The 22,463-nt window shown below is 56.2% G+C and carries 19 protein-coding genes and 1 pseudogene; 14 read left to right on the top strand and 6 right to left on the bottom strand.

Annotated elements, in window-relative coordinates:
* Positions 1–78 precede the first annotated feature (78 nt).
* The 7 genes and pseudogenes from ACR0DH_RS13485 to ACR0DH_RS13455 all read left to right on the top strand — a co-directional run.
* Positions 79–405: pseudogene (locus ACR0DH_RS13485) on the top strand (ATP-binding cassette domain-containing protein); the annotation flags it as partial.
* A gap of 39 nt (positions 406–444) precedes the next feature.
* The gene (locus tag ACR0DH_RS13480) at positions 445–1,404 is read left to right on the top strand and encodes a dihydrodipicolinate synthase family protein (RefSeq protein ID WP_480544549.1); all 960 of its coding nucleotides are present in this window, start codon (positions 445–447) and stop codon (positions 1,402–1,404) included.
* Entirely contained in the window at positions 1,395–2,327 is a 933-nt protein-coding gene (locus ACR0DH_RS13475; RefSeq protein ID WP_480549813.1) for a 4-hydroxyproline epimerase, read from the top strand. The genes ACR0DH_RS13480 and ACR0DH_RS13475 overlap by 10 nt, the downstream gene beginning before the upstream one ends.
* Before the next feature lie 62 nt (positions 2,328–2,389).
* The gene (locus ACR0DH_RS13470) at positions 2,390–3,640 is read left to right on the top strand and encodes an NAD(P)/FAD-dependent oxidoreductase (RefSeq protein ID WP_480852353.1); all 1,251 of its coding nucleotides are present in this window, start codon (positions 2,390–2,392) and stop codon (positions 3,638–3,640) included.
* Positions 3,641–3,705: 65 nt separating this feature from the next.
* Complete coding sequence (locus tag ACR0DH_RS13465) at positions 3,706–4,731, top strand: trans-3-hydroxy-L-proline dehydratase (protein WP_480549810.1); 1,026 nt, start codon at positions 3,706–3,708, stop codon at positions 4,729–4,731.
* Positions 4,732–4,908: 177 nt separating this feature from the next.
* Entirely contained in the window at positions 4,909–5,592 is a 684-nt protein-coding gene (locus ACR0DH_RS13460; RefSeq protein ID WP_480544553.1) for a GntR family transcriptional regulator, read from the top strand.
* Positions 5,593–5,822: 230 nt separating this feature from the next.
* A complete protein-coding gene (locus ACR0DH_RS13455) occupies positions 5,823–6,020 on the top strand; it encodes a TRAP transporter large permease subunit (protein WP_480544773.1) in 198 nt (65 codons plus the stop codon).
* Between the two features lie 85 nt (positions 6,021–6,105).
* Here the strand turns inward: ACR0DH_RS13455 and ACR0DH_RS13450 are convergent, their stop codons facing one another.
* The gene (locus ACR0DH_RS13450; protein ID WP_480549808.1) at positions 6,106–6,978 is read right to left on the bottom strand and encodes an isocitrate lyase/PEP mutase family protein; all 873 of its coding nucleotides are present in this window, start codon (positions 6,976–6,978) and stop codon (positions 6,106–6,108) included.
* A gap of 101 nt (positions 6,979–7,079) precedes the next feature.
* Positions 7,080–7,751 (bottom strand): IclR family transcriptional regulator, encoded by a 672-nt coding sequence (locus ACR0DH_RS13445; protein ID WP_480549806.1) that lies wholly within the window; start codon positions 7,749–7,751, stop codon positions 7,080–7,082.
* An 87-nt stretch (positions 7,752–7,838) separates the two neighbouring features.
* On the opposite strand from ACR0DH_RS13445, the gene acnA reads away from it, so the two are divergent.
* From acnA to ACR0DH_RS13415, 6 genes are all read left to right on the top strand, one after another.
* Positions 7,839–10,427 (top strand): aconitate hydratase AcnA, encoded by a 2,589-nt coding sequence (gene acnA, locus ACR0DH_RS13440; protein ID WP_480549804.1) that lies wholly within the window; start codon positions 7,839–7,841, stop codon positions 10,425–10,427.
* Positions 10,427–11,581, top strand: a complete 1,155-nt coding sequence (locus tag ACR0DH_RS13435) for a PrpF domain-containing protein (protein WP_480549802.1) — start codon at positions 10,427–10,429, stop codon at positions 11,579–11,581. Before acnA ends, ACR0DH_RS13435 begins: the two co-directional genes overlap by 1 nt.
* Positions 11,578–12,069, top strand: a complete 492-nt coding sequence (gene rraA, locus ACR0DH_RS13430; RefSeq protein ID WP_480549800.1) for a ribonuclease E activity regulator RraA — start codon at positions 11,578–11,580, stop codon at positions 12,067–12,069. The genes ACR0DH_RS13435 and rraA overlap by 4 nt, the downstream gene beginning before the upstream one ends.
* Before the next feature lie 36 nt (positions 12,070–12,105).
* Positions 12,106–13,092, top strand: a complete 987-nt coding sequence (locus ACR0DH_RS13425; RefSeq protein WP_480549798.1) for a tripartite tricarboxylate transporter substrate binding protein — start codon at positions 12,106–12,108, stop codon at positions 13,090–13,092.
* Between the two features lie 73 nt (positions 13,093–13,165).
* Entirely contained in the window at positions 13,166–13,669 is a 504-nt protein-coding gene (locus ACR0DH_RS13420) for a tripartite tricarboxylate transporter TctB family protein (RefSeq protein WP_480549796.1), read from the top strand.
* Position 13,670: 1 nt separating this feature from the next.
* Positions 13,671–15,191, top strand: coding sequence for a tripartite tricarboxylate transporter permease (locus ACR0DH_RS13415; protein ID WP_353009730.1), 1,521 nt, complete (start codon positions 13,671–13,673; stop codon positions 15,189–15,191).
* Between the two features lie 122 nt (positions 15,192–15,313).
* Here ACR0DH_RS13415 and putA read toward each other — a convergent pair whose 3' ends face one another.
* A complete protein-coding gene (gene putA, locus ACR0DH_RS13410; protein WP_480549794.1) occupies positions 15,314–18,787 on the bottom strand; it encodes a bifunctional proline dehydrogenase/L-glutamate gamma-semialdehyde dehydrogenase PutA in 3,474 nt (1,157 codons plus the stop codon).
* A gap of 130 nt (positions 18,788–18,917) precedes the next feature.
* Between putA and ACR0DH_RS13405 the strand changes: the two genes are divergently transcribed.
* On the top strand, positions 18,918–19,394 hold the full coding sequence (locus ACR0DH_RS13405; RefSeq protein WP_480544563.1) for an Lrp/AsnC family transcriptional regulator: 477 nt from the start codon (positions 18,918–18,920) through the stop codon (positions 19,392–19,394).
* A gap of 234 nt (positions 19,395–19,628) precedes the next feature.
* On the opposite strand, the gene ACR0DH_RS13400 is transcribed toward ACR0DH_RS13405, so the two are convergent.
* Genes ACR0DH_RS13400 through ACR0DH_RS13390 form a run of 3 tightly spaced genes read right to left on the bottom strand, consistent with a single transcriptional unit; the run spans position 19,629 to position 22,443 of the window.
* Positions 19,629–20,408 (bottom strand): IclR family transcriptional regulator, encoded by a 780-nt coding sequence (locus ACR0DH_RS13400; protein WP_480549792.1) that lies wholly within the window; start codon positions 20,406–20,408, stop codon positions 19,629–19,631.
* A gap of 11 nt (positions 20,409–20,419) precedes the next feature.
* Positions 20,420–21,778, bottom strand: coding sequence for a TRAP transporter large permease (locus tag ACR0DH_RS13395; protein WP_353009741.1), 1,359 nt, complete (start codon positions 21,776–21,778; stop codon positions 20,420–20,422).
* The gene (locus ACR0DH_RS13390; protein WP_480549790.1) at positions 21,778–22,443 is read right to left on the bottom strand and encodes a TRAP transporter small permease; all 666 of its coding nucleotides are present in this window, start codon (positions 22,441–22,443) and stop codon (positions 21,778–21,780) included. Before ACR0DH_RS13390 ends, ACR0DH_RS13395 begins: the two co-directional genes overlap by 1 nt.
* Positions 22,444–22,463 lie beyond the last annotated feature (20 nt).

Here is a 22,463-nt window from a genome sequence, read left to right as displayed (position 1 = left end):
TAGAAATGTATAATGGATACATTATGCAAGATAAAACTGCTGCACTGGCATAATGAGGCAGGCGAAAAGCTCAACGTTTACCCGTCGGCCCTATCAAGCGGTCAGCAGCAGCGCCTGGCCATCGCGCGGGCCTTAGCGATGGAGCCGGAATACATGCTGTTTGACGAGGCGACCTCGGCCCTTGATCCTGAATTGGTGGGTGAGGTTCTCGATACCATACGTCTTTTGGCCGAAGAAGGCAGGACGATGATCTGTGTGACACATGAGATGGGTTTCGCACGGGATGTGTCGGGCAAGGTTGCTTTTTTCCATCAGGGCGTAATGGAAGAGATTGGCCCACCCGGTCAGATCTTTGCTAATGCACAGTCCGAGAATACACGCAAATTACTGGCCAATGTGCGCTAAGCAGATTGGCCAAACGACACGTTAAGGAAGGTTACGTTCATGTCCCAGAACATTTTTACCGGCACGATGCCGGCCCTGATGACCCCGTGCGAACCGGATCGGACACCGGATTTTGATGCGCTGGTGAAAAAGGGCAAGGAAATGATCGCGGCTGGAATGTCGGCTGTTGTGTATTGCGGTTCGATGGGCGATTGGCCGTTGCTGTCTGATGCCGAGCGCATGGAAGGGGTTGAGCGTTTGATCGACGCCGGGCTGCCCGTTGTCGTCGGAACTGGTGCGATCAATTCCAAATCTGCGGTTGCTCTGGCGGCACATGCGCAAAAAGTCGGGGCGGCCGGGCTTATGGTGATCCCGCGCGTGCTGTCGCGCGGCTCGTCGATTGCGGCACAGAGGAACCATTTTAAGGCGATCCTGTCAGCGGCTCCGGATATACCTGCAATTATCTACAACAGCCCGGTCTATGGCTTTGCAACCCGTGCCGATCTGTTTCTGGAACTGCGCTCTGAACACCCCAGCCTTGTGGGATTCAAGGAATTCGGCGGCAAATGCGATCTGCGTTATGCAGCAGAACACATCACATCCAAAGATGATCAGGTCACTTTGATGGTTGGTGTGGACACCGAGGTTTACCATGGCTTCGTCAATTGCGGTGCAACCGGTTCGATTACAGGCATTGGCACAGCCTTACCGCGCGAGGCGCTGTTGCTGGCGGCGCTATGCCAAAAGGCAGCCGTAGGTCATGCCGAGGCGCGTCAGCGTGCGCTGGAACTGGAAGAGGCTTTTGGAGTGCTGGCCAGCTTTGACGAAGGCACAGATCTGGTGCTCTACTACAAATACCTTCTGGTGCTAAACGGTGAAGAGGAATACCGCTTGCATTTCAATGAAACAGACGAATTGACGGACGCGCAACGCAACTATTGCGAACAGCAATATGCCCTGTTCCGCGCTTGGTTCAAAGATTGGTCCAAACAGGGCGGGATCATCGCTGAATGCATGTGATCGACAGCCACACAGGCGGGATGCCCACACGTGTAATCCTGGATGGTGGCCCTGATCTGGGTTCAGGGTCTCTGGCTGAACGTGCCCACCGTCTGGCGACCGAGCATGAGGCGTTCTACAAATCCGTTCTCCTGGAGCCGCGCGGTCAGCCTGGGATGGTTGGGGCGCTGCTGGTTGATCCGCAGGACCCGGGTAGTGAAACAGGTGTGATCTATTTCGACTCTGATGCGGTTCTGGGCATGTGCGGCCATGGCACTATTGGGCTGGCTGTTACGCTGGCCTATCAGGGCCGGATCGCCCCAGGCAGGCACATTCTTGAAACCCCGGCCGGTCTGATTTCGGTTGACCTGTTAGATGCAAATACCGTGCGTGTCACCAATGTTGAAAGTGGCCGGGTGCGGGCCTCTGTTGCGGTTGAAGTTGCGGGCCATGGGCAGGTGACTGGTGATTTGGCCTATGGCGGGAACTGGTTCTTTATCGTTGACCCAAGTCCAGTCGCTGTGGAGCCGCGCAACATCCGTGACCTGAGCGATCTGGCGATCGCCATTCGTAAAGCGTGCATCGCGCAAGGTGTGACGGGCGAAAAAGGTGAGCTTGTGGACCATGTGGTGTTGCAGGGGCAATCCGATATCGCAGGTATCCACAGCCGTAATTTTGTGCTGTGTCCCGATGATGAATATGACCGTTCGCCCTGTGGAACTGGCAGTTCCGCCCGCCTGGCTTGCCTTGCGGCCGATGGGGTATTGGCGCCGGGTGAAGAGATCGTGCAGGAAAGCGTTATCGGCAGCCCTTATCGGCTGAGCTATCAACCGGGCGCAAATGGCGGCGTCATTCCCAGCCTGACCGGGCAGGCCCATGTCATGGGGGAAGGTAAGTTGATTTTCGCGCAAGAAGACCCGTTTCGGGCAGGCATATCCTTTTGATAGGCTCTTTCGGGGCAGAGCAATCTGACCCTATGGGAAACGCAATGTGAAAGCACTCAACCATGCAGTCTAGCATTCAACCGGATATTATTGTGATCGGAGCAGGCCTGATCGGGATCAGCACGGCACTGGCATTGCAAAAACGCGGCAAACAGGTGTTGGTGCTGGATCGGGAAGGGGTTGGGGCAGGGGCCTCGCAAGGCAATGCCGGGGCGTTTGCCTTTACTGAAATCGAGCCGCTGGCCACGCCGGGGATCATGCGCAAGGCGCCGAAGTGGCTGATTGACCCGCTTGGGCCGTTGTCGATCCCGCCTTCCTACGCGCTGAATATAGTTCCATGGATGCTGCGGTTTTGGCGGGCCAGTTGGCGGGATCGTTATATCGCGTCGCTAAATGCGCAGGCAGAGTTGATGAACCACTGTCGTGCCGCTTTGGAGCGTCAGGTTGCAGATGTAGGCGGTGAGGCATTCATCCAGCGCGATGGTCAGTTGCAGCTGTTCGAAAGCGAGGCCGAGTTTCGGTCCAGCCTGCCCACATGGGAGCTGCGCAAAGAACACGGTATTCCTTTTGACCTGCTTGAGAACCCGGAGGCGATCGCGGAGATTCAGCCGGGTCTGGATCGCAGATTCACCCATGCAGGGTTCACGCCAACCTGGTTGAACACCATAGACCCGGCCCTCTGGACCAGCCATTTGGCCAAACAGTTCACATCGCGCGGAGGGCAGATCGAGATTGCGGGTGTTTCTGCGCTGACACCCATTGAAGCCGGAGTAAGGGTGACAGCCAGCACGGGGGAGCTGACAGCGGGGCAAGTCGTTGTCTGTGCAGGCGCATGGTCGCACCGATTGGCCGCAACCCTGGGAGATCGCATCCCGTTGGAGACCGAGCGCGGATACAACACGACTCTACCCGAAGGGGCCTTTGATCTGCGGACGCATCTGACTTTTGGCGGGCATGGCTTTGTCGTGTCACGTATCAATGGCGGTGTGCGCGTTGGTGGCGCGGTCGAGCTGGGGGGGCTGCAACTGGCGCCCAACTTCAAGCGGGCAAAGACGTTGCTGAACAAGGCAAAACGCTTCATGCCGGGCTTGAACACAGACGGTGGCACGCAATGGATGGGTTTTCGCCCGTCGCTGCCGGATAGCCTTCCGGTCATTGATCGTTCGGCCCGTTCTCCGCAGGTTCTTTACGGCTTTGGGCATGGCCATCTGGGGCTGACCCAATCGGCGGGCACAGCTGAGCTGATCGCTGATCTGGCCATGGGCAGTGAACCGATGATTGATATGCGGCCTTACGCGTCGACGCGTTTCTGATCCGAAGGACGCCTCGATTTGCGACACTTTAGGTCAACTCGCCGCTTGGTAGGATTGAGGGACAGATGCGCAGCAGCAAAACGATTCACGTTATTTCTGCCCATGCAGAAGGAGAGGTGGGGGATGTCATCGTAGGCGGCGTGGCCCCGCCGCCGGGAGAGACACTCTGGGATCAGCGCAGTTTTATTGCTCTGGACCAAGCCCTGCGCAATTTCGTGCTGAACGAGCCCCGTGGCGGTGTGTTCCGGCATGTTAATCTACTGGTGCCGCCCAAGCATCCCGAGGCTGATGCCGCCTGGATTATCATGGAGCCGGAAGACACGCCGCCGATGTCTGGATCAAACTCGATCTGTGTTGCAACGGTGTTGTTGGATGGGGGGATCATTCCCATGCGCGAACCCGAGACCCGAATGGTGCTTGAAGCGCCTGGAGGGTTGGTGCGAGTGCGGGCAGAATGTCGTGAAGGCAAGGCACAACGTATCTTTGTGCAGAACTTGCCTAGCTTTGCGGATAAATTCTCGGTCCCGTTGGAGGTTCCGGGCCTGGGCACACTCACAGTCGACACGGCATATGGGGGCGACAGTTTCGTCGTGGTCGATGCGCAGGCGCTGGGGTTTGAGATCGCTGAACACGAAGCGCGCGACATTGCCCGGACGGGCGTGCGCATAACCAATGCGGCCAACGAACAACTTGGGTTCTCGCATCCCGAAAACCCGGATTGGAACCATATCTCGTTCTGCGCATTTTGCGGGCCTCTGTCGTCTACAGAGATCGGGTTGACCAGCAAATCTGCTGTGGCAATCCAGCCGGGCAAGGTGGATCGCTCGCCGACAGGTACGGCAGTTTCCGCACGCATGGCGTTGATGGCGGCCAAAGGGATAGTGGCGCCCGGTCAAACCTTCGAGGCAACTTCGATCATCGGGTCCAGCTTTACCGGTCGCATTCTGGGCAAGGCTACGGTCGGTGGTCGTGACGCGATCATCCCTGAAATCGGTGGCCGAGGTTGGATCACAGGTATCCACCAACATATGTTAGACCCCGATGACCCATGGCCCGGGGGCTACCGTCTGTCCGACACCTGGGGCGTCTGAGGAATGCCGGTCCGATTGTGCCGGTGCATTGATCACTTGATCTGCTAAGATGTTGGATACAAAATAAAAGCTAGAATATTCAAAGCTATGCGAGGATACCGGATATGCGGCTTTGCTTGGAAAAACCACCACTAGTCGCTACGCGTATCTTCAGAGCGTAACTGGGCAAGGGCGGAAATGGCGGGAAAACGCGCGATCACAAGGCAAAGCCTTCCAGACGTCATCGCAAATGACCTGCGTGAACGTATCCTCAGCGGCGAGCTGGCAGAAGGCGAAACAATTCGACAAGAGGCGCTGGCCGAAGACTATGACGTGTCCCGGATGCCGATCCGAGAGGCGTTGAAACGCCTGAATGCTGAAGGTCTTGTTCAGTGGACCAACAATCGTGGCGGGTCGGTCACCAAACATTCCCTCAGTGAAATCGGAGAGATATTCGATCTGCGCAGCCTGATTGAAGTCGACCTTTTTCGCCGATCCATCCCCAAAATGGATGCCAGCGACTTCGCCCGCTGTGAAGAAATTCTTAAGCAGATGGAAACATCTTACGACGACAACGACGTCAGTAGATGGGGAATTTTGAACCACGAATATCACTCGGCGCTTTATACAGCCTCGGATCGCAAGCTCACCCAAGAGCTGCTGGACCGCATAAATATGCAATCAGACCGCTATGTTAGGATGCATCTGAGTGTCATGAAACAGCGTGAACCGGCAAAGATGGAACACCGCGACCTTCTGCAATTGGCCCGGGACGGCAAGGTGGAAGACGCCTGCGAGCTTTTGACCTCGCATATCCGGCGGACCAAGGAACAGTTGCTTGAGATGATTGCCTCAAAGCGTGCTGTTGAGGCCCAAAGATGAATTGAAGGGGTACACACCCCGCTATTTCCAGATGGCAGTACAAGCCGTTTCGGCCCAGTCCAAACCCTCAGGTGACAATTCTGAACGCAGCCCGTTCAAAATGCCGGCGTGTGCCTGGCCCAAGCCAATCCTGCTAATCTGTTCCAGAGACGCCTTCAAACTGTGTTGTTTGCAAATTCATAGCGGCACATCGAGGCCAGTAAGGGCATTTACCTTCAGAAACGGTCTTTATCCAGAACTCATATCTGACACCGCCCATGGCCCTTTTGATATTTTATCTACGCTCAATCGCGCCACGTGACATGACCTATGGCCAAATGTATCGCGGGGTATTGCCTTTTGTCGAGGCGCAGATGTTGGTGCTGGTGGCGATCATTCTGTTCCCCGAAGTCGTAACCTGGTTGCCCGATATGCTTGTAGGTCTGTAATTTGGCGTGCAGCAACTGGTGATTCAGGACGACACTTGCAGCTCGGTGCAGTTAAATACGTCGTCAGCAACCGGAGTGCGAAATGTCATTCCGTGTATCGCTTTTCCATTTCGTCATAATAGGCTTTCTGAACTGCGCCCTGCCGTACCTCGAAGCTCGCCACCGGTCCGTTTTCGTCCATCCGACCATCTGATTTCAGCAGGGACAGCGCATCATGCATGCCTTTCAATGCACCCTGCAACGCGACATTGGCATATAGCACAAGGCCGTAGCCCATCTCATCCAGTGCCGAAAAGTCGACGATTGGGGTTTTGCCGCCAACAACAAGGTTGATCAATTGCGGTGTGCCATTCAAGCGCCTGGGGATGTTGCGAATATCTTCCATGCTTTGGGGCGCTTCGACAAATGTGATGTCGGCCCCGTCTTCGATGAACGCCTCGGCGCGTTCGATCGCAGCATTGAACCCTTGTGTGGCGCAGGCATCCGTGCGGGCAACCACAAGGAAATTTGGATCCTGACGCGCGTCCACTGCTGCCTTTATCCGGCTGCGCGCTTCGACCAGATCGACCACATCCTTGCCCGCAAAATGGCCGCACCGTTTTGGATTGACCTGATCCTCCAGCTGAATTGCACTGGCACCCGCACGCTCCAATGTGCGCACGGTGTGATGCACGTTCAGGGCATTGCCGAACCCGGTATCTGCATCAACCACGATGGGCAGTTCGGTACTGTTGCGAATGGCCGATGTATGCTGCGCAATCTCGGGGAGCGATATAAAGCCCAGGTCGGGCATGCCTAAGTTGGTGTTTGTCAGGCCCGCACCCGAAATATAGACCGCCTCAAAACCCAGCTGATCGATCACGCGCGCGGCGAGGGCGTTGGCAGCACCAGGCATCAGAACCGCTTTGCCCGTGTTCAGGCGTTCGCGGAAAGCTTTGTTGATCTCGTGGTTCATCATCGGGGCGCCCTCCGGCTTGTGGCGTTACCTGAATGCCTATCGAAGCCCGGTTAATGTGGCAAGTTGAGCAGCTTGGCGTTCTATCAGATGAAACAAACCCATCAACTTGTGGTCAGGCTGCGCGCCAGACTTTCAAGCAACGGGATCGTGTTTGCCCTTGTTTCGGCGTCGAACCTATTGGCCAGACCCGAGACCGTCAGCGCGCCGATAAGGTGCCCTTCGGCATCGAAGACCGGAGTGGCCACTGACGAGATGTTCGGATTGGTTTGGCCTTCAGAACTGGCTGTGCCGTTTTTGTTGAACTTCGCCAGGTCACCAACATCCTCGCCCGAGAAGTGTCGCAGCACCAGCCCTGAGGCCCCAGTAGACAGTTGAAGGCGCATGCCTTCTTCGACATGAAAGCGCAGTAGGTTTGGTGAGTTTTCTCTGTATAAACAAATGCGTTCATTGCCAGAGCGCACATAGAAAGAGGCGGTTTCCCCTGTCGCTTCGGCCAGTATTTTCAGCGATGGTGCGACGTGTTCGCGCTTGGTGAAATCACGCCGGAAAATCAACCCAAGCCGCCAGACACTGGGACCCACACTGAACCGGCCGTCCTCGTCACGCTGGATAAAACCATAGATGCTCATGGAATTCGTTAGGCGCAGGATGGTGCTTTTGTGCAGCCCGGTTTCCTCGGCCAACTCGGCCAGAGACATGATGGGGTGCTGGGTTGAAAACGCGCTTAGGATTGACATGGCGCGCTCGACGGATTCCGTTCTGTTCGAGGACATAGCGTTCTGTCAGATGAAACGAGACTGGATCAACCTTGCTGCATCCCTTTGGTATTGTCTAGCCTGGTGGCAATTCTGGAGGCCGCCGTGACACACGCCACCCACAAACCAATCGCTAGTACATCGTTCCGGGTTGTGGACTATTGTGCCCTTTTGGGCCGTGACTATCGCACTCTTCCCTATTCGTTGCGGGTCTTAGCGGAGAATGCAGCGCGCCATTCCGAAAAAGGGGCCGCTGCGCTGGACGTACTCGCGCGGGCCGGGGATGCGGTTCCGTTTCGCCCTGCGCGCTTGTTGCTGCATGACATGCTGGGTATTCCCGCGCTGATCGATATCATGGCCATGCGCAACCGGTTGGAAGAGATGGGTGGCGACCCGAACGTGGTTGATATGAGTTTGCCGGTCGATCTGGTGATCGATCATTCCATGTCCATCAATCACTGGGCTGAAAAGTTTGCGCTGACCAAGAACATGGAGCGCGAGTTTGAAGTGAACCGCGAACGGTTCGCGTTTCTCAAAGCCTGTGAGGCCAGGTTTCCAAAGCTGAGGGTTATCCCACCAGGAGGGGGTATTTGCCATCAGGTAAACCTTGAATATCTTGGGCAGACGGTTCTGCCGTCGAATGAGAACCCGGATATACTGATCCCGGATTCCAGCCTGGGCACTGACAGCCATACCCCGATGATCAACGCGCTTGGGATCATGGGCTGGGGTATTGGCGGGCTCGAAGCCGAGGCATTGCTGTTCGGTGAAACCACGCCAGTAAACGTGCCGCGCGTGATCGGGCTTGAGGTGACGGGTAAGCCGTCAGACCATGTGACCGCCACGGATATTGCGCTGGTCATCGCCGAGAAGCTGCGCGCGATTGGGGTGGTTGACACCTTCGTCGAACTGTTTGGCAGCGGCTATGCTGAACTGAGTGTGGCCGACCGCGCCACCATTGCCAATATGGCCCCGGAATATGGCTCGACCATGGTATTCTGTCCGGTGGATGAGCGCACAATCGGATATCTGCGTCAGACCGGCCGTAACGACAGTGCTAAACTGGCCGAGCTGTATTGCCGAGAGCAGAACCTGTGGGTCGAGGGTCTGGATGCTTCGGTTGACTATGAGCAGGTTGTTGAACTCAACCTCGATCAGATTGGCCGCTCGGTTTCTGGCCCGTCGCGCCCTGAACAGCGGATCGACCTCTCGGCTGCGACGGACCGCCTGAGTTTCGAAGGTGAGACCGAGCGCAGAGTGCCCGTGCCCAATGCGGATCATGATATTGGCGATGGCGATGTGATCATCGCGGCGATAACCAGTTGCACCAATACGGCGAACCCCCGAAACATGGTTTTGGCTGGCCTTGTCGCCCGCAACGCTGTAGCGCGTGGGTTGACTGTCAAACCGCATGTCAAAACCTCTTTGGCGCCGGGCTCGCGCGTAGTGGCCAAATACCTGTCTGAAAGCGGCCTGCAAGATCCGTTGGATGCGCTTGGCTTTGAGGTTGCCGCGTTTTCCTGCTCGACCTGCAATGGGATGTCCGGCCCCCTTGAGCCCGCGCATGAAGAGGCGATCAAGGCACATGATGTCAAAGGCATTGCGGTCTTGTCAGGAAACCGGAATTTTGCCGGGCGGATTCACCCGCTCGCATCGCGAAACATGATCGCCTCGCCGCCTCTGGTTGTGGCCTACGCCTTGATGGGAACAATCCTTAAAGACATCACAACCGAACCGCTGGGAACCGATCAAGATGGCAACCCCGTGATGATGGATGATTTGTGGCCCTCGGCGGATGAGGTAGCGCGGATTGTTGAGACCTACGTGACGCCTGAAGAATTTCGCGACAATTACGCGGCCATCGGGGATGTTAACGATCAGTGGAATGCCATGGATGTCGGGACAGGGACCTATGCATGGGAGCCTTCGACCTATGTCTCTTTCCCGCCCTTCGTAAAAGACATCGGCCCCAAGAATATAGGGCTTGAACCTCTGCGGGATCTGCGCCCGTTGGCCATTCTGGGTGATAGCGTGACAACCGACCATATTTCGCCTTCGGGTATCATCACACCCGAGTCAGAAGCGGGCCAGTTTTTGGAGGCACAAGGCGTCGCGCAACGCGACTTTAATTCTTTCGGAACCCGACGCGGTTGTTCTGACGTTGTTATTCGCTCGACATTCGCGAACTATCGCCTGCGCAATGAAATGACCCCCGACAAAGAAGGGTCCTGGACCAGGGTGGAGCCCGGGGGGCAGGTAACATCGATTTTCAAGGCGATCGAAACCTATCTGGACCGGGATCAGAAACTCGTCGTTATCGGGGGCAAGGAATATGGCTGCGGCTCCTCCCGGGACACAGCGGCCAAAGCCCCTTGGTTGGCTGGCATTCGTGCCGTCATCGCAGAAAGTTTCGAACGTATTCACCGCTCGAATCTTGTGAATATGGGGATCGCGCCGCTGTGTTTCCCGGATGGTGTAGACCGCAAAAGCCTGCAACTGGACGGGTCCGAGACCTTTGATATCGATTTCAGTGAGGACCTGAACACAGCCTCTCTGACCATCCATCGAAAGGATGGTCGTACCCAAACCACGCCGCTGGACCTTCGGCTGTATAATGACGGCGAACGCGCGACCTTTGCCGAGGGCGGGTTGTTGCCGCGCGCGTTTCGCGGTTTTCTGGCGGGGGCGGCCTGATGGCGGAGCGGTTGCGGGCGGCATTCTATCGGGGCGGGACCTCGAAGGCGGTTGTGTTCAACGGTGCAGATTTGCCCAAGGATCAGTCGGTGCGTGATCGCATATTCCTGCACGTCCTGGGTAGCCCGGACCCCTATGGCCGACAGTTGAACGGAATGGGCGGGGGGCTTTCTTCGCTGTCCAAAGTGGTGATTGTTGAACCGTCGAGCCGGAACGATGCGGATGTGGAGTACACCTTCGTACAAATTGCGGTGGATGAGCCGGTTGCCGATTACGGCTCGGCCTGCGGAAACATGTCATCCTGTGTAGGGCCCTTCGCTGTCCAGGAAGGGATAATTCCGGTTGCATCGGATCAAAACGAAGCACTTGTTCGCATCTACAGCACCAATACCGACAGTATTTATCACGCGCGTTTTCCCGTGTGCGATGGTCACCCAGTGGAAGAAGGCTCGTTTGAGATTCCCGGTGTGTCCGGGGCTGGGGCAAAGGTAACAATAGACTTTCTGGCCCCCGGTGGCGCGGGTACCGGGACGCTGCTGCCAACTGGCAATGGTGTTGATGTTCTTCAGATTGATGGGTTCGGGGCGCTTGAGGTCTCTTTGATCGATGCCGCTAATCCGGTGGTGTTTTTCCGTGCTGCGGATCTGAACAAAACGGCCACTGAACCTCCGCAGGATTTGGATGGTGATCCTGAATTCATGGCGCTGATAGAACAAATTCGTGCAGCGGGGGCTGTGGCGATGGGGATGGCCTCATCTGTTGGAGACGTGAAACGCTCAAGCCCGAAGGTCGCCATGCTTGGTGCCCCGAAAGCATTCACGGCCCTTGATGGACGTGCGCATGGACCGGGCAGCCATGACGTGAATGTACGGCTTGTCTCGATGGGGAATTTTCATCGTGCCATTACATTGACCGGAGCGATGTGCGCTGCAGTCGCTGCCCAGATACCGGGCACGCTGGTGCAAAAGATCGCGCAACCCACAACTCAGGACCTGCGCATCGGCAACCCGTCGGGTAATTTGCCGACCACTGCGAATGTCCAGACTCGTCCATCTGGACCTGAGGCGATATCTGCCGGAACGTTTCGAACCCAAAGGCGCCTCATGGAAGGTGCGGTGCTGTATCCGGCCGAATTGGCGGAGGGTGCGCTTTGATCAATGCGAACGATAAACCCACAGCAGACCTGAGCGATGCGCATCCCAACAAGCTCTGGCCGGTGCGGCAACAGTTCACGGATTATGGAGCAAAACGAAGCTTTGCGGGGCATATCCACACCGCAGTCACGGCTGAAGATTCCAAGCTGGTTCAAGAGAAACTCTTTACTTTGCAGGGAAATGGCGGTGTCATTGTTCTGGATGGCGGCGGATCACTGCGCACGGCATTGCTGGGAGATATGATGGCAGAACGGCTGATTGCCAACGGCTGGTCTGGGATCGTCATAAACGGGGCGGTTCGTGACAGTGAATGTCTTGCGCGTCTTGACCTTGGGATCAAAGCGCTTGGGACGACACCGGTTCGATCAGGCAAAAGCGGCATTGGGGCAATTAATGTTCCTGTCGCCTTCGGAGGAACGCTGTTTGAGCCGGGGCAATACATCTACTGTGATCAAGACGGAATTCTGGTGGCACAGAATCCGATCTAATAAAAATAACGAAATGCCAACCAATGGGAGGAAACAATGGCAAAACTTCAACTTACACGCCGGACCTTTGCGGCTGCTGCGGTGGCAGCGATGTCGCTGGGGATGCCGACGCTTGCACAAGCGCAGGAAGTCGTGGACAGCATTCACTTTCTCATTCCTGGCGGCGCTGGCGGCGGTTGGGACGGTACAGCCCGAGGTACTGGCGAGGCGCTGACAAAGTCAGGGTTGGTCGGAACTGCGAGCTATGAAAACATGTCGGGCGGTGGTGGCGGTAAGGCCATCGGCTATCTGATTGAGAACGCAGAAAGCAATCACGGCACCTTGATGGTCAACTCAACGCCCATCGTGATCCGATCGCTGACAGGTGTGTTCCCACAGAACTTCCGCGATCTGACGCTTGTGGCCGGAACGATCGGTGACTATGCGGCGCTGGTGGTTGCGGCGGACGGGCCTATTCAGGACCTGAATGGGTTGATCGAAGCGTTCAATGCTGATCCAAATTCGACAGCGGTTGGTGGCGGATCAGTTCCCGGCGGGATGGACCATTTGGTTGCAGCCATGGTTTTCCAGGCGGCGGGCGCTGATCCAGTGGCCATGAAATACGTCCCGTATGATGGCGGTGGTGCCACCATGGCAGGCCTGCTGTCGGGCGAAGTTCAGGCAGTCTCAACCGGCTTCTCCGAAGCGGTCGAACTGGCCAAGGCCGGTGAGGTGCGCATCATTGGCGTGACCTCGGATGATCGAGTAGACGCATATCCAGATGCTCCGACCATGAAAGAGCAGGGCAACGACACCTCGTTCGTCAACTGGCGTGGGTTCTTCGCAGCCCCTGGTCTGCCTGACGACAAGCTGGCGGCTTATCAGGACGCTTTGACCCAGATGTACGGAACGCCGGAATGGGTCGAAGTTCGTGATCGCAACGGCTGGGTCGACATCCACAACAACGGTGACGACTTCCGCACCTTCCTGGAGCAGCAGGAACAGGAAATCGGTGATCTGATGAAGAAGCTTGGCTTCCTCTAAATCGACTGTTCACAGCTAAGACAGGCGCCCGACCCAGAGTCGGGCGCCTATAGCAATTTGGGGAGGGGATGAAATGGCACTGGATCGCTGGATTGCGCTTATCATTCTTTTGATCTGTTTGGCCTATGGCTATGCGGCTTTTTTTACCATGGATGATTTGCTGCCACCAATCATGCGGCGCAGCCCGATATGGCCATCCAGCTTTCCCAAGGTGCTGGTTATCGGTGCCATTCTGATGGCCATTTCGATCATTTTGGGTTTGGAAAAGACGCCCGAGAAAGAAAAACCCACAGATATCAACCTTGCGAAACTGCATGAATACAAGGTCGGCCAAGCGGTCATGTTACTGGCGCTGATGGTAGCCTACGCGCTGCTGCTGCGCCCTCTAGGGTTTCTGGCGTCGACCTTCCTGTTTCTAAGCATTGGCAGTTTCATATTGGGAGAACGGCGATACGTACTGATGGCTGTTGTCGGCGGCGTCGCCGCCGGTGTTGTCTGGTATCTTGTTGATGTGGTGCTTGGGATTTTCCTGAGCCCGTTCCCCGGATTTCTGACCGCTATGGCAAACGGAGGCTGATATGCTTGAGGGACTTATGACAGGCCTCGCAACGGCCTTTACACTCACAAACATCCTGATGGTGATCGGTGGATGTCTGATCGGAACATTTATTGGCATGTTGCCGGGTTTGGGGCCGATGTCGATCATTGCGATCATGATCCCGGTGGCGATCACCATTGGCGACCCGTCGGCGGCACTGATCCTATTGGCAGGGGTCTATTACGGCGCTGTTTTTGGGGGGTCGACCTCGTCAATCTTGATCAACGCGCCGGGGGTGGCTTCGACTGTGGCCACCAGTTTCGATGGCTATCCGCTGGCCCGTTCGGGCCAAGCGGGTAAGGCGCTGACCGTTGCCGCGATCTCATCCTTTGCGGGTGGTACGATTGGGGCTGTGTTGTTGATGGTCTTTGCCCCAGCTTTGGCCTCGGTGGCGTTGCTATTCCATTCCTCGGAGTATTTTGCGCTAATGGTCGTCGGCTTGTCCGCCATTGCAGCATTTGCCGGTACAGGACAGGTTGGCAAAGCGCTGTTGATGACGTTTTTGGGTCTGATCATGGCCACGGTGGGCGAAGGTGTTCTGTTCAATGCGCCCCGCTTCACCATGGGGATCATGGACCTGCAATCTGGCTTTGGCTTCATTACGCTTGCGATGGCCATGTTTGCCTTGCCCGAGGCGATTTACCTGGTGCTTGATCCTAATCGGTCCAAAACCGGCGATGGTGACAGCGGCAAGATCAGCAATCTACGCATCGACCGGGAAGAGGCCAAGAAGATTGCACCCGTGATTGGACGCCAATCAATTCAAGGCTTCTTTATTGGCGTCTTGCCAGGGGCAGGCGCGACCATTGCATCCTTTCTTGGGTATGCGGTCGAACGGAATATCGCACCGAAGGAAGAACAAGAACGCTTTGGCAAGGGTGAGATCAAAGGCATTGCCGCACCGGAAAGTGCCAACAATGCCGCCTGTACCGGATCGTTTGTGCCTTTGTTGACGCTGGGTATTCCCGGGTCGGGCACAACCGCTATTCTGCTTGGGGCTTTGATCGCCCTGAATGTCAGCCCGGGCCCACGGCTGATGATCGATGAGCCGCAGATTTTCTGGGCCGTCATCATTTCGATGTATCTGGGCAATCTGGTTCTGCTGATCCTGAACCTGCCGCTGATCCCTTACATCGCCAAGGTTTTGGCGGTGCCGCGCAATTTCCTGATCCCCTTCATTTTGTTCTTTACGCTCATGGGGGCGTATATCGGGCAGAACAACGCGACAGAGCTGCTGATACTGGTCGGCTTCGGTGTCTGCGCGACGATCTTGCGCTTTGCAGACTATCCGCTGGCGCCGCTGCTGATCGGGTTCATCCTTGGGCCGCTGCTGGAAAACAACTTTTCGCGTGCAATGCAGCTTTATGATGGCATGGGCTTTATCTGGGAGCGGCCGATGACTTTAGGGCTTCTGGCGATCGCCGTCATACTGGTTTTGCTTCCAAGCTACCGTCAGCGTCGGGCCGTCGCGCGCGCCAAAGGGGTTGCTGACGGCGACTAATGTTCAACCTTGGCGTTGTGAATATCGCGGATCACGTGCCAGACAGAGTTAGGTCTGGCGCGTGATTATCTATCGTCTTTGTTGAGTATTGCCGCAGCTTTAGCCGCCTTAGAACACAAACATCAGCTGGCCTCTGCAAGTAGGCTTGCATTGCCGCCTGCGGCCGTGGTGTCGACACAGACGTGGCGCTCCACTACGCAACGTTCGCCGAAATCGCTCTCAGTGGCCAACGGGATAAGGGCGCCGTCGCGATCTGCGAGCGCTTTTCTGATGGCACGCTGTTCAGCCTCTGATCCCCAGTAAACGACGAGGTCAAAGCCACGGAGCGCAGTAAGAGAAGCCGGGTCGAGTACACCGTCTATTGCGCCGATGCCTTGTGCACCGGGTGCGACCGTGATCGGAGCGCAGCCATGTGCGCGAACAATCGACGCCTGCTGTTGCGCGGCGACAAGATTTGGCCCCAAGCACAGAACCTTACCACGACCATAGGTCGACAGAACGTTGGATTCTCCGGTTGGGCCGGGTAATTCAGAAGTACTGAGCGCCAGCCTTTCGGGGGTCGCCGTTGCGTCAATCGCCTTCTGAACATCGGCTAGCGATGCCATGGTTCCGGTTTCGGCTGGAAGCTGGCTGGACGTGCCTTGGGTAAAGCGCCTCACATAGGAGGGGCCACCTGCTTTTGGCCCGGTTCCTGAAAGACCCTCGCCCCCGAACGGCTGCGATCCAACGATCGCGCCAATCTGATTGCGGTTGATGTACATGTTGCCTGCGTTCACACGCGATGTGACCTGCTCGATCCGATCATCAATCCGCGAATGCATGCCAAAGGTCAGACCGAACCCGGTTTGGTTGATCGCATCGACAACCTGGTCCAGCTCGGAGGCTTTGAAGGTCGCGACATGCATGACCGGGCCAAAGACCTCTTTTTCCATGTCGCCGATACCCGAAACGCGCAGAACGGTGGGCTGCACAAATGTGCCTGTGTCGGGAACAGCAAGCTGTTTGAGGACACGGCCCTGACGGCGTGCGACTTCGATATAGTCCAGGATTTCTTTCTGAGCACCACTTTCGATGACAGGGCCGACATCTGTACGTAGATCCCATGGGTTGCCGATGACCAATTCGTCCATCGCGCCATAGAGCATTTCCAGAACCGTATCTGCGACATCTTCCTGAACATAGAGGATACGTAGGGCCGAACAGCGCTGACCAGCGGATTGGAACGCCGATGCGACGATATCCTTGATCGCTTGCTCGGGCAGCGCCGTGGAGTCGACGATCATCGCATTCAACCCGCCAGTTTCTGCGATCAGCGGGGCGCCGGGTTCGATTTCTTGGCTCATTGCGCGGTTGATGGTTTGGGCGGTGAGGGTCGAGCCTGTGAAGCACACACCGTTGACGCGGGGGTCAGACGTCATTTTGGCGCCGACAACGGAACCACGGCCGGGGATCAATTGCAGATTGCTGATAGGCACACCCGCCTGATGCATCAAGCGAACTCCGATTGAGGCGATGATTGCCGTCGGTTCGGCGGGTTTTGCAATCACGCCGTTACCTGCTGCAAGTGCCGCCGCGATTTGGCCCGAGAAAATCGCCAGAGGGAAGTTCCAGGGCGAAATACACGCGATCACCCCGCGCGCCGGGCGGTTCAGCTCCAATGCGCGCGCTGCGTAGTAGCGTAGGAAATCGACGGCCTCGCGCAGCTCGGCAATGGCGTCCATCGGGGTTTTACCGGCTTCTCGGGTCAGGGCTGCGAAGATTTCGCCGAAGTTCTCCTCGTACAGATCCGCAGTCTTATTCAGAACCTCTGCGCGCGTTTGGGCATCCGCGCTCCAGGCCTTTGCCGCGCTCAGCGCTGTTTCCATGTCTTCTGCAGCGGCCTGCTTTGCAGTTCCCAGCTTGTCCGCGTGATCAGCCGGGTTGATTACGTCAAGAACGCGGTCACCGGTGACCTCACCTTCGATGATCGGGCCGACATTCCAAACGGTGTTTCGGAAGGGGGTGCGGGCCTGTTCAATCTCTGCCAGATCGGTTGTGTCATGCAAATCCCAACCGCGCGAGTTCGGGCGTTCGGTCCCGTACAAGGCATTCGGCATCAGCACAGATGAGTTGCGGTCGGGGGTGGCAATTGTTTCGAACGGATCGGTGGCGATGGCTTCGGCCGGAACAGCCTCATCTACGATCTGGTTTACGAAGGAAGAGTTTGCGCCGTTTTCCAGCAACCTGCGGACCAGATAGGCCAGAAGATCGCGATGCGCGCCAACCGGAGCATAGATACGGCAGCGGGTGCCTTCGCCTTCCAGCACCAGATCGTGCAGTGAATCCCCCATGCCATGCAGGCGCTGGAATTCAAACGCGCGCTTGTCATCAGCCATTTCCAGAATGGCCGCGACCGAATGTGCATTGTGCGTGGCAAATTGCGGATAGATGCGATCCGTCATCTCAAGCAGTTTTTTGGCGCAACAGATATAGGAGACATCGGTTGCTGCTTTTCGGGTGAACAGGGGGAACCCGCCAAGCCCTTCGACCTGTGCCCGTTTGATTTCGGTGTCCCAATAGGCGCCTTTGACCAGACGCACCATGATCTTGCGATCAAGTTCGGTGGCCAGCGCGTTCAGCCAGTCCAGCACATGAGACGCACGTTTTCCGTAGGCCTGAACCACAACCCCAAAGCCATCCCAGCCTGCCAGCGATGGATCACGCAGAACGGCTTCGATCACGTCAAGCGAAAGGTCGAGCCGGTCAGCCTCTTCCGCGTCAATATTCAGGCCCATGCCGGCGTATTTCGCTTGCTGTGCAAGTTTCAGTGTCAACGGCACCAGCTCGGCCATGACCCGGTCTTTCTGACCAACTTCATAGCGGGGATGCAGCGCTGACAGCTTGATCGAGATGCCCGGGTTTTCGCGAATATCCTTGGAGCGGCATTCCCGTGCCAGAGCGGCAATGGCGTCCTGATAGGCGATAAAGAACCCCTTTGCATCTGCTGCCGTCAGTGCAGCCTCACCCAGCATGTCGTAAGAATAGGTGTAACCCTGCGCTTCTTTCTTCTCGCCGCGCTTAACCGCCTCTTCGATGGTTTGACCCAGAACGAATTGAGCCCCCATTTCTTTCATCGCACGTCCGACAGCCGCGCGGATCACCGGCTCACCCAAGCGTTTTACGGCGCCTTTCAGGGTCGCAACAAGGCCGCTGCCTTCCTGAAGAACCTTGCCGGTCAGCATCAGCGCCCATGTCGACGCGTTGACCAGTGAGGAAGAGGAGTTGCCAAGGTGCTGGCCCCAGGCCGAAGGTGCAATTTTGTCTTCGATCAGGGCGTCGATCGTATCTGCATCCGGCACGCGTAACAGCGCCTCGGCCAGACACATCAGGGCAACGCCTTCGCTGGTGGACAGGCCGTATTCGGCCAGAAAGACCTCCATCAAGCCGGGTTTGTCGTCGGCCCGGATCGATTTCACCAGAGCAATTGCACGGTTGCGTGCTGCTGCACGATCAGATGCTGTCAGTTCAGCCGCTTGGGTGAGTTCTCTCAGAACCTCGGATTCGTCACGCAAATGGTTCTGGCGAATTCGGTTCCTGATTGTAGCCAACTCTGACATTGCAGCTCTCCTGAGTTCTTTGCGCTTTGACGCTTGCCGCGTAGGATATCAGAGTTCCAGAATTCGTGTTGCCTAAAGAAAGGCAAAAAGGTAGAAAAAAGTACTGAAATTGCTGAAATAAGCAGGCATAATGGTGGAAATATCGGGCAAGAATAGGCAATTAGATCGCCATGATCGCGCAATCATTGCGATTCTTGCGCGGGAAGGCAGAATACCTGTTACAGAGTTGTCTGTGCGGGTTGGTTTATCAAAAACCCCATGCCAGATCAGGCTGAAACGCTTGCAGGAAGATGAGATCATCCTTGGTTTTCAGGCCGTAATCAATCCGGCCAAGATGGACCTGGAGCAAGTGGCCTTTGTCGAGGTCAAGCTGTCCGATACGACCGAGCCCGCTTTGTCCGCTTTCAATGCAGCGGTGCGCAAGGTGCCAGAGGTTGAACAGTGCCATATGATTGCGGGGGCATTCGATTATTTGATCAAGATCCGTACATCGAACATGAGGACATTTCGCGAAGTGCTGGGAAAAACCATCTCGTCCCTGCCTAACGTCGCCAGCACGTCGACCCATGTCTCAATGCAATCTGTCAAAGACAGCGAAACATTTTAGGCACAGCTGTAAACGCGACACTGGTATACGTGATATGTGGCTTTGAAATTTTCCGATTTGCTGGCGTTTGAGTCGGTTTGTCAAAAGATGATGAAACCAAAACTGATGGCCTTTCGCTCATCGATTGCGGCGATTGATCTGCACCGTATCAGATCGGTGGATCAGGCCCATCAGCGGTTCACGTTGACAAATCAGTAGATCAACTGGCGTCGTGATGGGTATTTATGAAATGGATCATTCTGCCAGAAGCGCCGAAAGATCAGCCGCGCCTTTCTGCAAAGTCTGCAAGAAAGACATCAGGCTTTCTACGTCATGACGCTGAGTTGGCGCATGAACGGAAAGTGTTGCAACCAACCTGTCCTGCCCATCCTGAACAGGCACCGCAAGAGCAGTCATCCCGGTCATGAACTCTTCATCATCGGTGGAATACCTGTTGCCGGCGATACGTTGGATTTCTGTGCGTAAAGCGTCGGGATCGGTCAACGAGCGTTCGGTCTGCGGTTGCAGATTGCCGGCGGAAAGAAAGCCGTCCAGTGTCTTTTGCCGCAATGTGGAAAGGTACATCTTTCCGCTGGCGGTGCAATGAAACGGCACTTGTGTACCGACGGGCAATTGAATGCGCAAAGGCCATTTGGTTTCGACCCGGTCCAGATAGATCATGCCTTCACGGTCCGGGGTGGCGAGATTGCAGGTTTCACCCACTTGTTCGGCCACGCTGCGCAAGATCGCCAGACGCGCCGTACGCAGGTGCTCGGAAGACATCGTATTGACTGAAAGCAACCTTAGCCGGTGGCCGGGGCCGTATGAGCGGCCATCCAGATCGCGCTGTAGGAACCCTTCGGCCTCGGCGGTTTGAAGCAGGCGGTGGACCGTTGGTTTTGCCAATCCCAATGCGTCGATAAGATCAGATGGTTTTACGGCAACCCCGCGCCGCGCCACCTCCTCTAGTATGAGGAGAAGGCGCAAGTTGGTCGGGATCTGAGTTTCTTTTTCTTGTGTTTCCGTCAGGGCCATCCCGCAACAGTCTAGTTATTTGGCAGCAGGATCAAGGCCAGATCGGGCACAAGTGAAACCAAAATCCATACTGACAGCAAAGATACCAGATAAGGCACGGTGTATCTGAGCAGCCGGAAATAGGGCACTCCGGTCACACCTGAAGCGACATACAGGTTCAACCCGTAAGGGGGTGTGATGAAGCCGATGGACGCGCCGACCAGGAAGATCACCGAGAAGTGGATCGGATCAATGCCAACCGAGGCCGCGATGGGGGCCAAGATTGGGGCCAAGATAATCGTGACCGGCAGGCTTTCCAGCACCATACCCGAGAAGAAGACGATTACCATTGAGGTGAACAGAACTGCGTAATAGCCACCCATTGAGGTTACGAAATTGCCGATAGTCTCCTGTGCGCCAAGCAAAGACAGGATTTGCTGCATCACGACTGAAATTGCGATCAGTGGTGCCAGGATACCTGTGATCTGAGCCGATCGGATCACGATCGAAGGGATTTCTGGAATCGTGAACCCTTCGACCACGAACATCTCGGCAAAGGTTTTTTCGGTGGGTGAAATGTCGTTCCGTGCACCCATGATGCGGTTGATCGGATAGCTGACGAGGCCCGCAATGACGCAGAAACCTACGGTCACGCCCGCCGCCTCAGTAGGGGAAAATTTGCCAGTGTAGATGCCCCACAGCACCAGGCCAATGGCGAAGAAGCCAAGCCAAGCTCCGAACGCGGTTTTTAGCACCCGGTTCAGTTGCAGCGGGATCAAGTGGCCCCAGCCATTCATGCGGCAGATGATCCAGCAGGCAAACTGCATGCCAAAGACCATCAGCGCGCCGGGCAGGATACCTGCGACGAACAGCTCAGAAATCGGCAGGTTCATCAGGAATCCGTAGACGATGAAGATAATCGAGGGAGGAATGATAATCCCCACCGTGCCGCCCGCCGCAGCGGTTGCCGCGCTGAACCGTTCGTCATAACCACCCTTGACCATCTCCGGGTGCAACATGGAACCAATCGTAGCGGTGGTTGCGGAATTTGATCCCGAGATTGCAGCGAACAATCCGCAAGCGCCCAGTGACGCCATCGCAAGCCCGCCACGTATCCAACCGAGACAGGCATAGGCGAAGTCGCTAAGCCTTCGGGCGATACCAGACTTGTTAATCAGGTCACCGGTCAGAATGAAGAGGGGCATCGCCAGAAGGGCAAAGCCTTTATTGAAAACATTCAGAAGCTCTGCGCCCATGTTGTCCAGCGTCAGGCCAAGGACAAAGGAACAGCCGATGACCCAGTAGCCGATGACCAGCAGAACGGGCACGCCCAGCATGAAAAGGAAGGTGACCCCCAGCGAGATCAGTGTAACCATGGTTCCATCTGTCATCAGTCTGCTCCGATCACGGCTTGCTTGATCAGCGGCTCGCCTGTTTTCCAATTGTGCAGATCGTCGGCGAGGTTTTGAAACACCCGTCCAACCATCAGAAAGAACGAAAGCGGTGCGGCCAGAAGGAACCACCACTGCATAATGTTGTCAGTCCCCAGGACAATCTGGAAGTTCGAAGCCGACAGCGCCACCAACCGCGTGGTGGTCACGATGACGATCACTGCGAAGATGAACCAAAGGACCGCATCCAGGATCAAACAGGCCAGTTGACCGGCGCGGGGCATGGAGGTGCGGAATTCACTAAAGCTCAGATGTGTACGCAGGCGAACATTGTAGGAGGCACCGAACCATGCCATCACCATGAACAGCAGGGGCGGAATGGTCGTTGACCAGGGTTCTTGATCGTTGAACACAAATCGATCAATCACGCCCCAGAAGATGATGAAGGCAATCGCCAGGTAGGAATAGACCATCACGGACCGTTCAAAATGGCGTTCGACAAAGGGAACTTTCCGGTAAATCCACATGATGAGAAGCCCACCCAAGGCCGCGACGATTGCGCCCAAAACCCATGTCGCGTCGGATTCCAGTGCAGATTGTATCTCGAATGAATCAAAGGTGAGAAGAGCGCTAAAGATAGCGCCTATGTCTGCCCAAAATGACATGAGCCCCGTCCTCCCAGTCG

The organism is Ruegeria sp. I1, from assembly GCF_056532675.1.
Note: the sequence above shows the minus strand (reverse complement) of the source record. Positions and strands in the feature narration are given on the sequence as shown.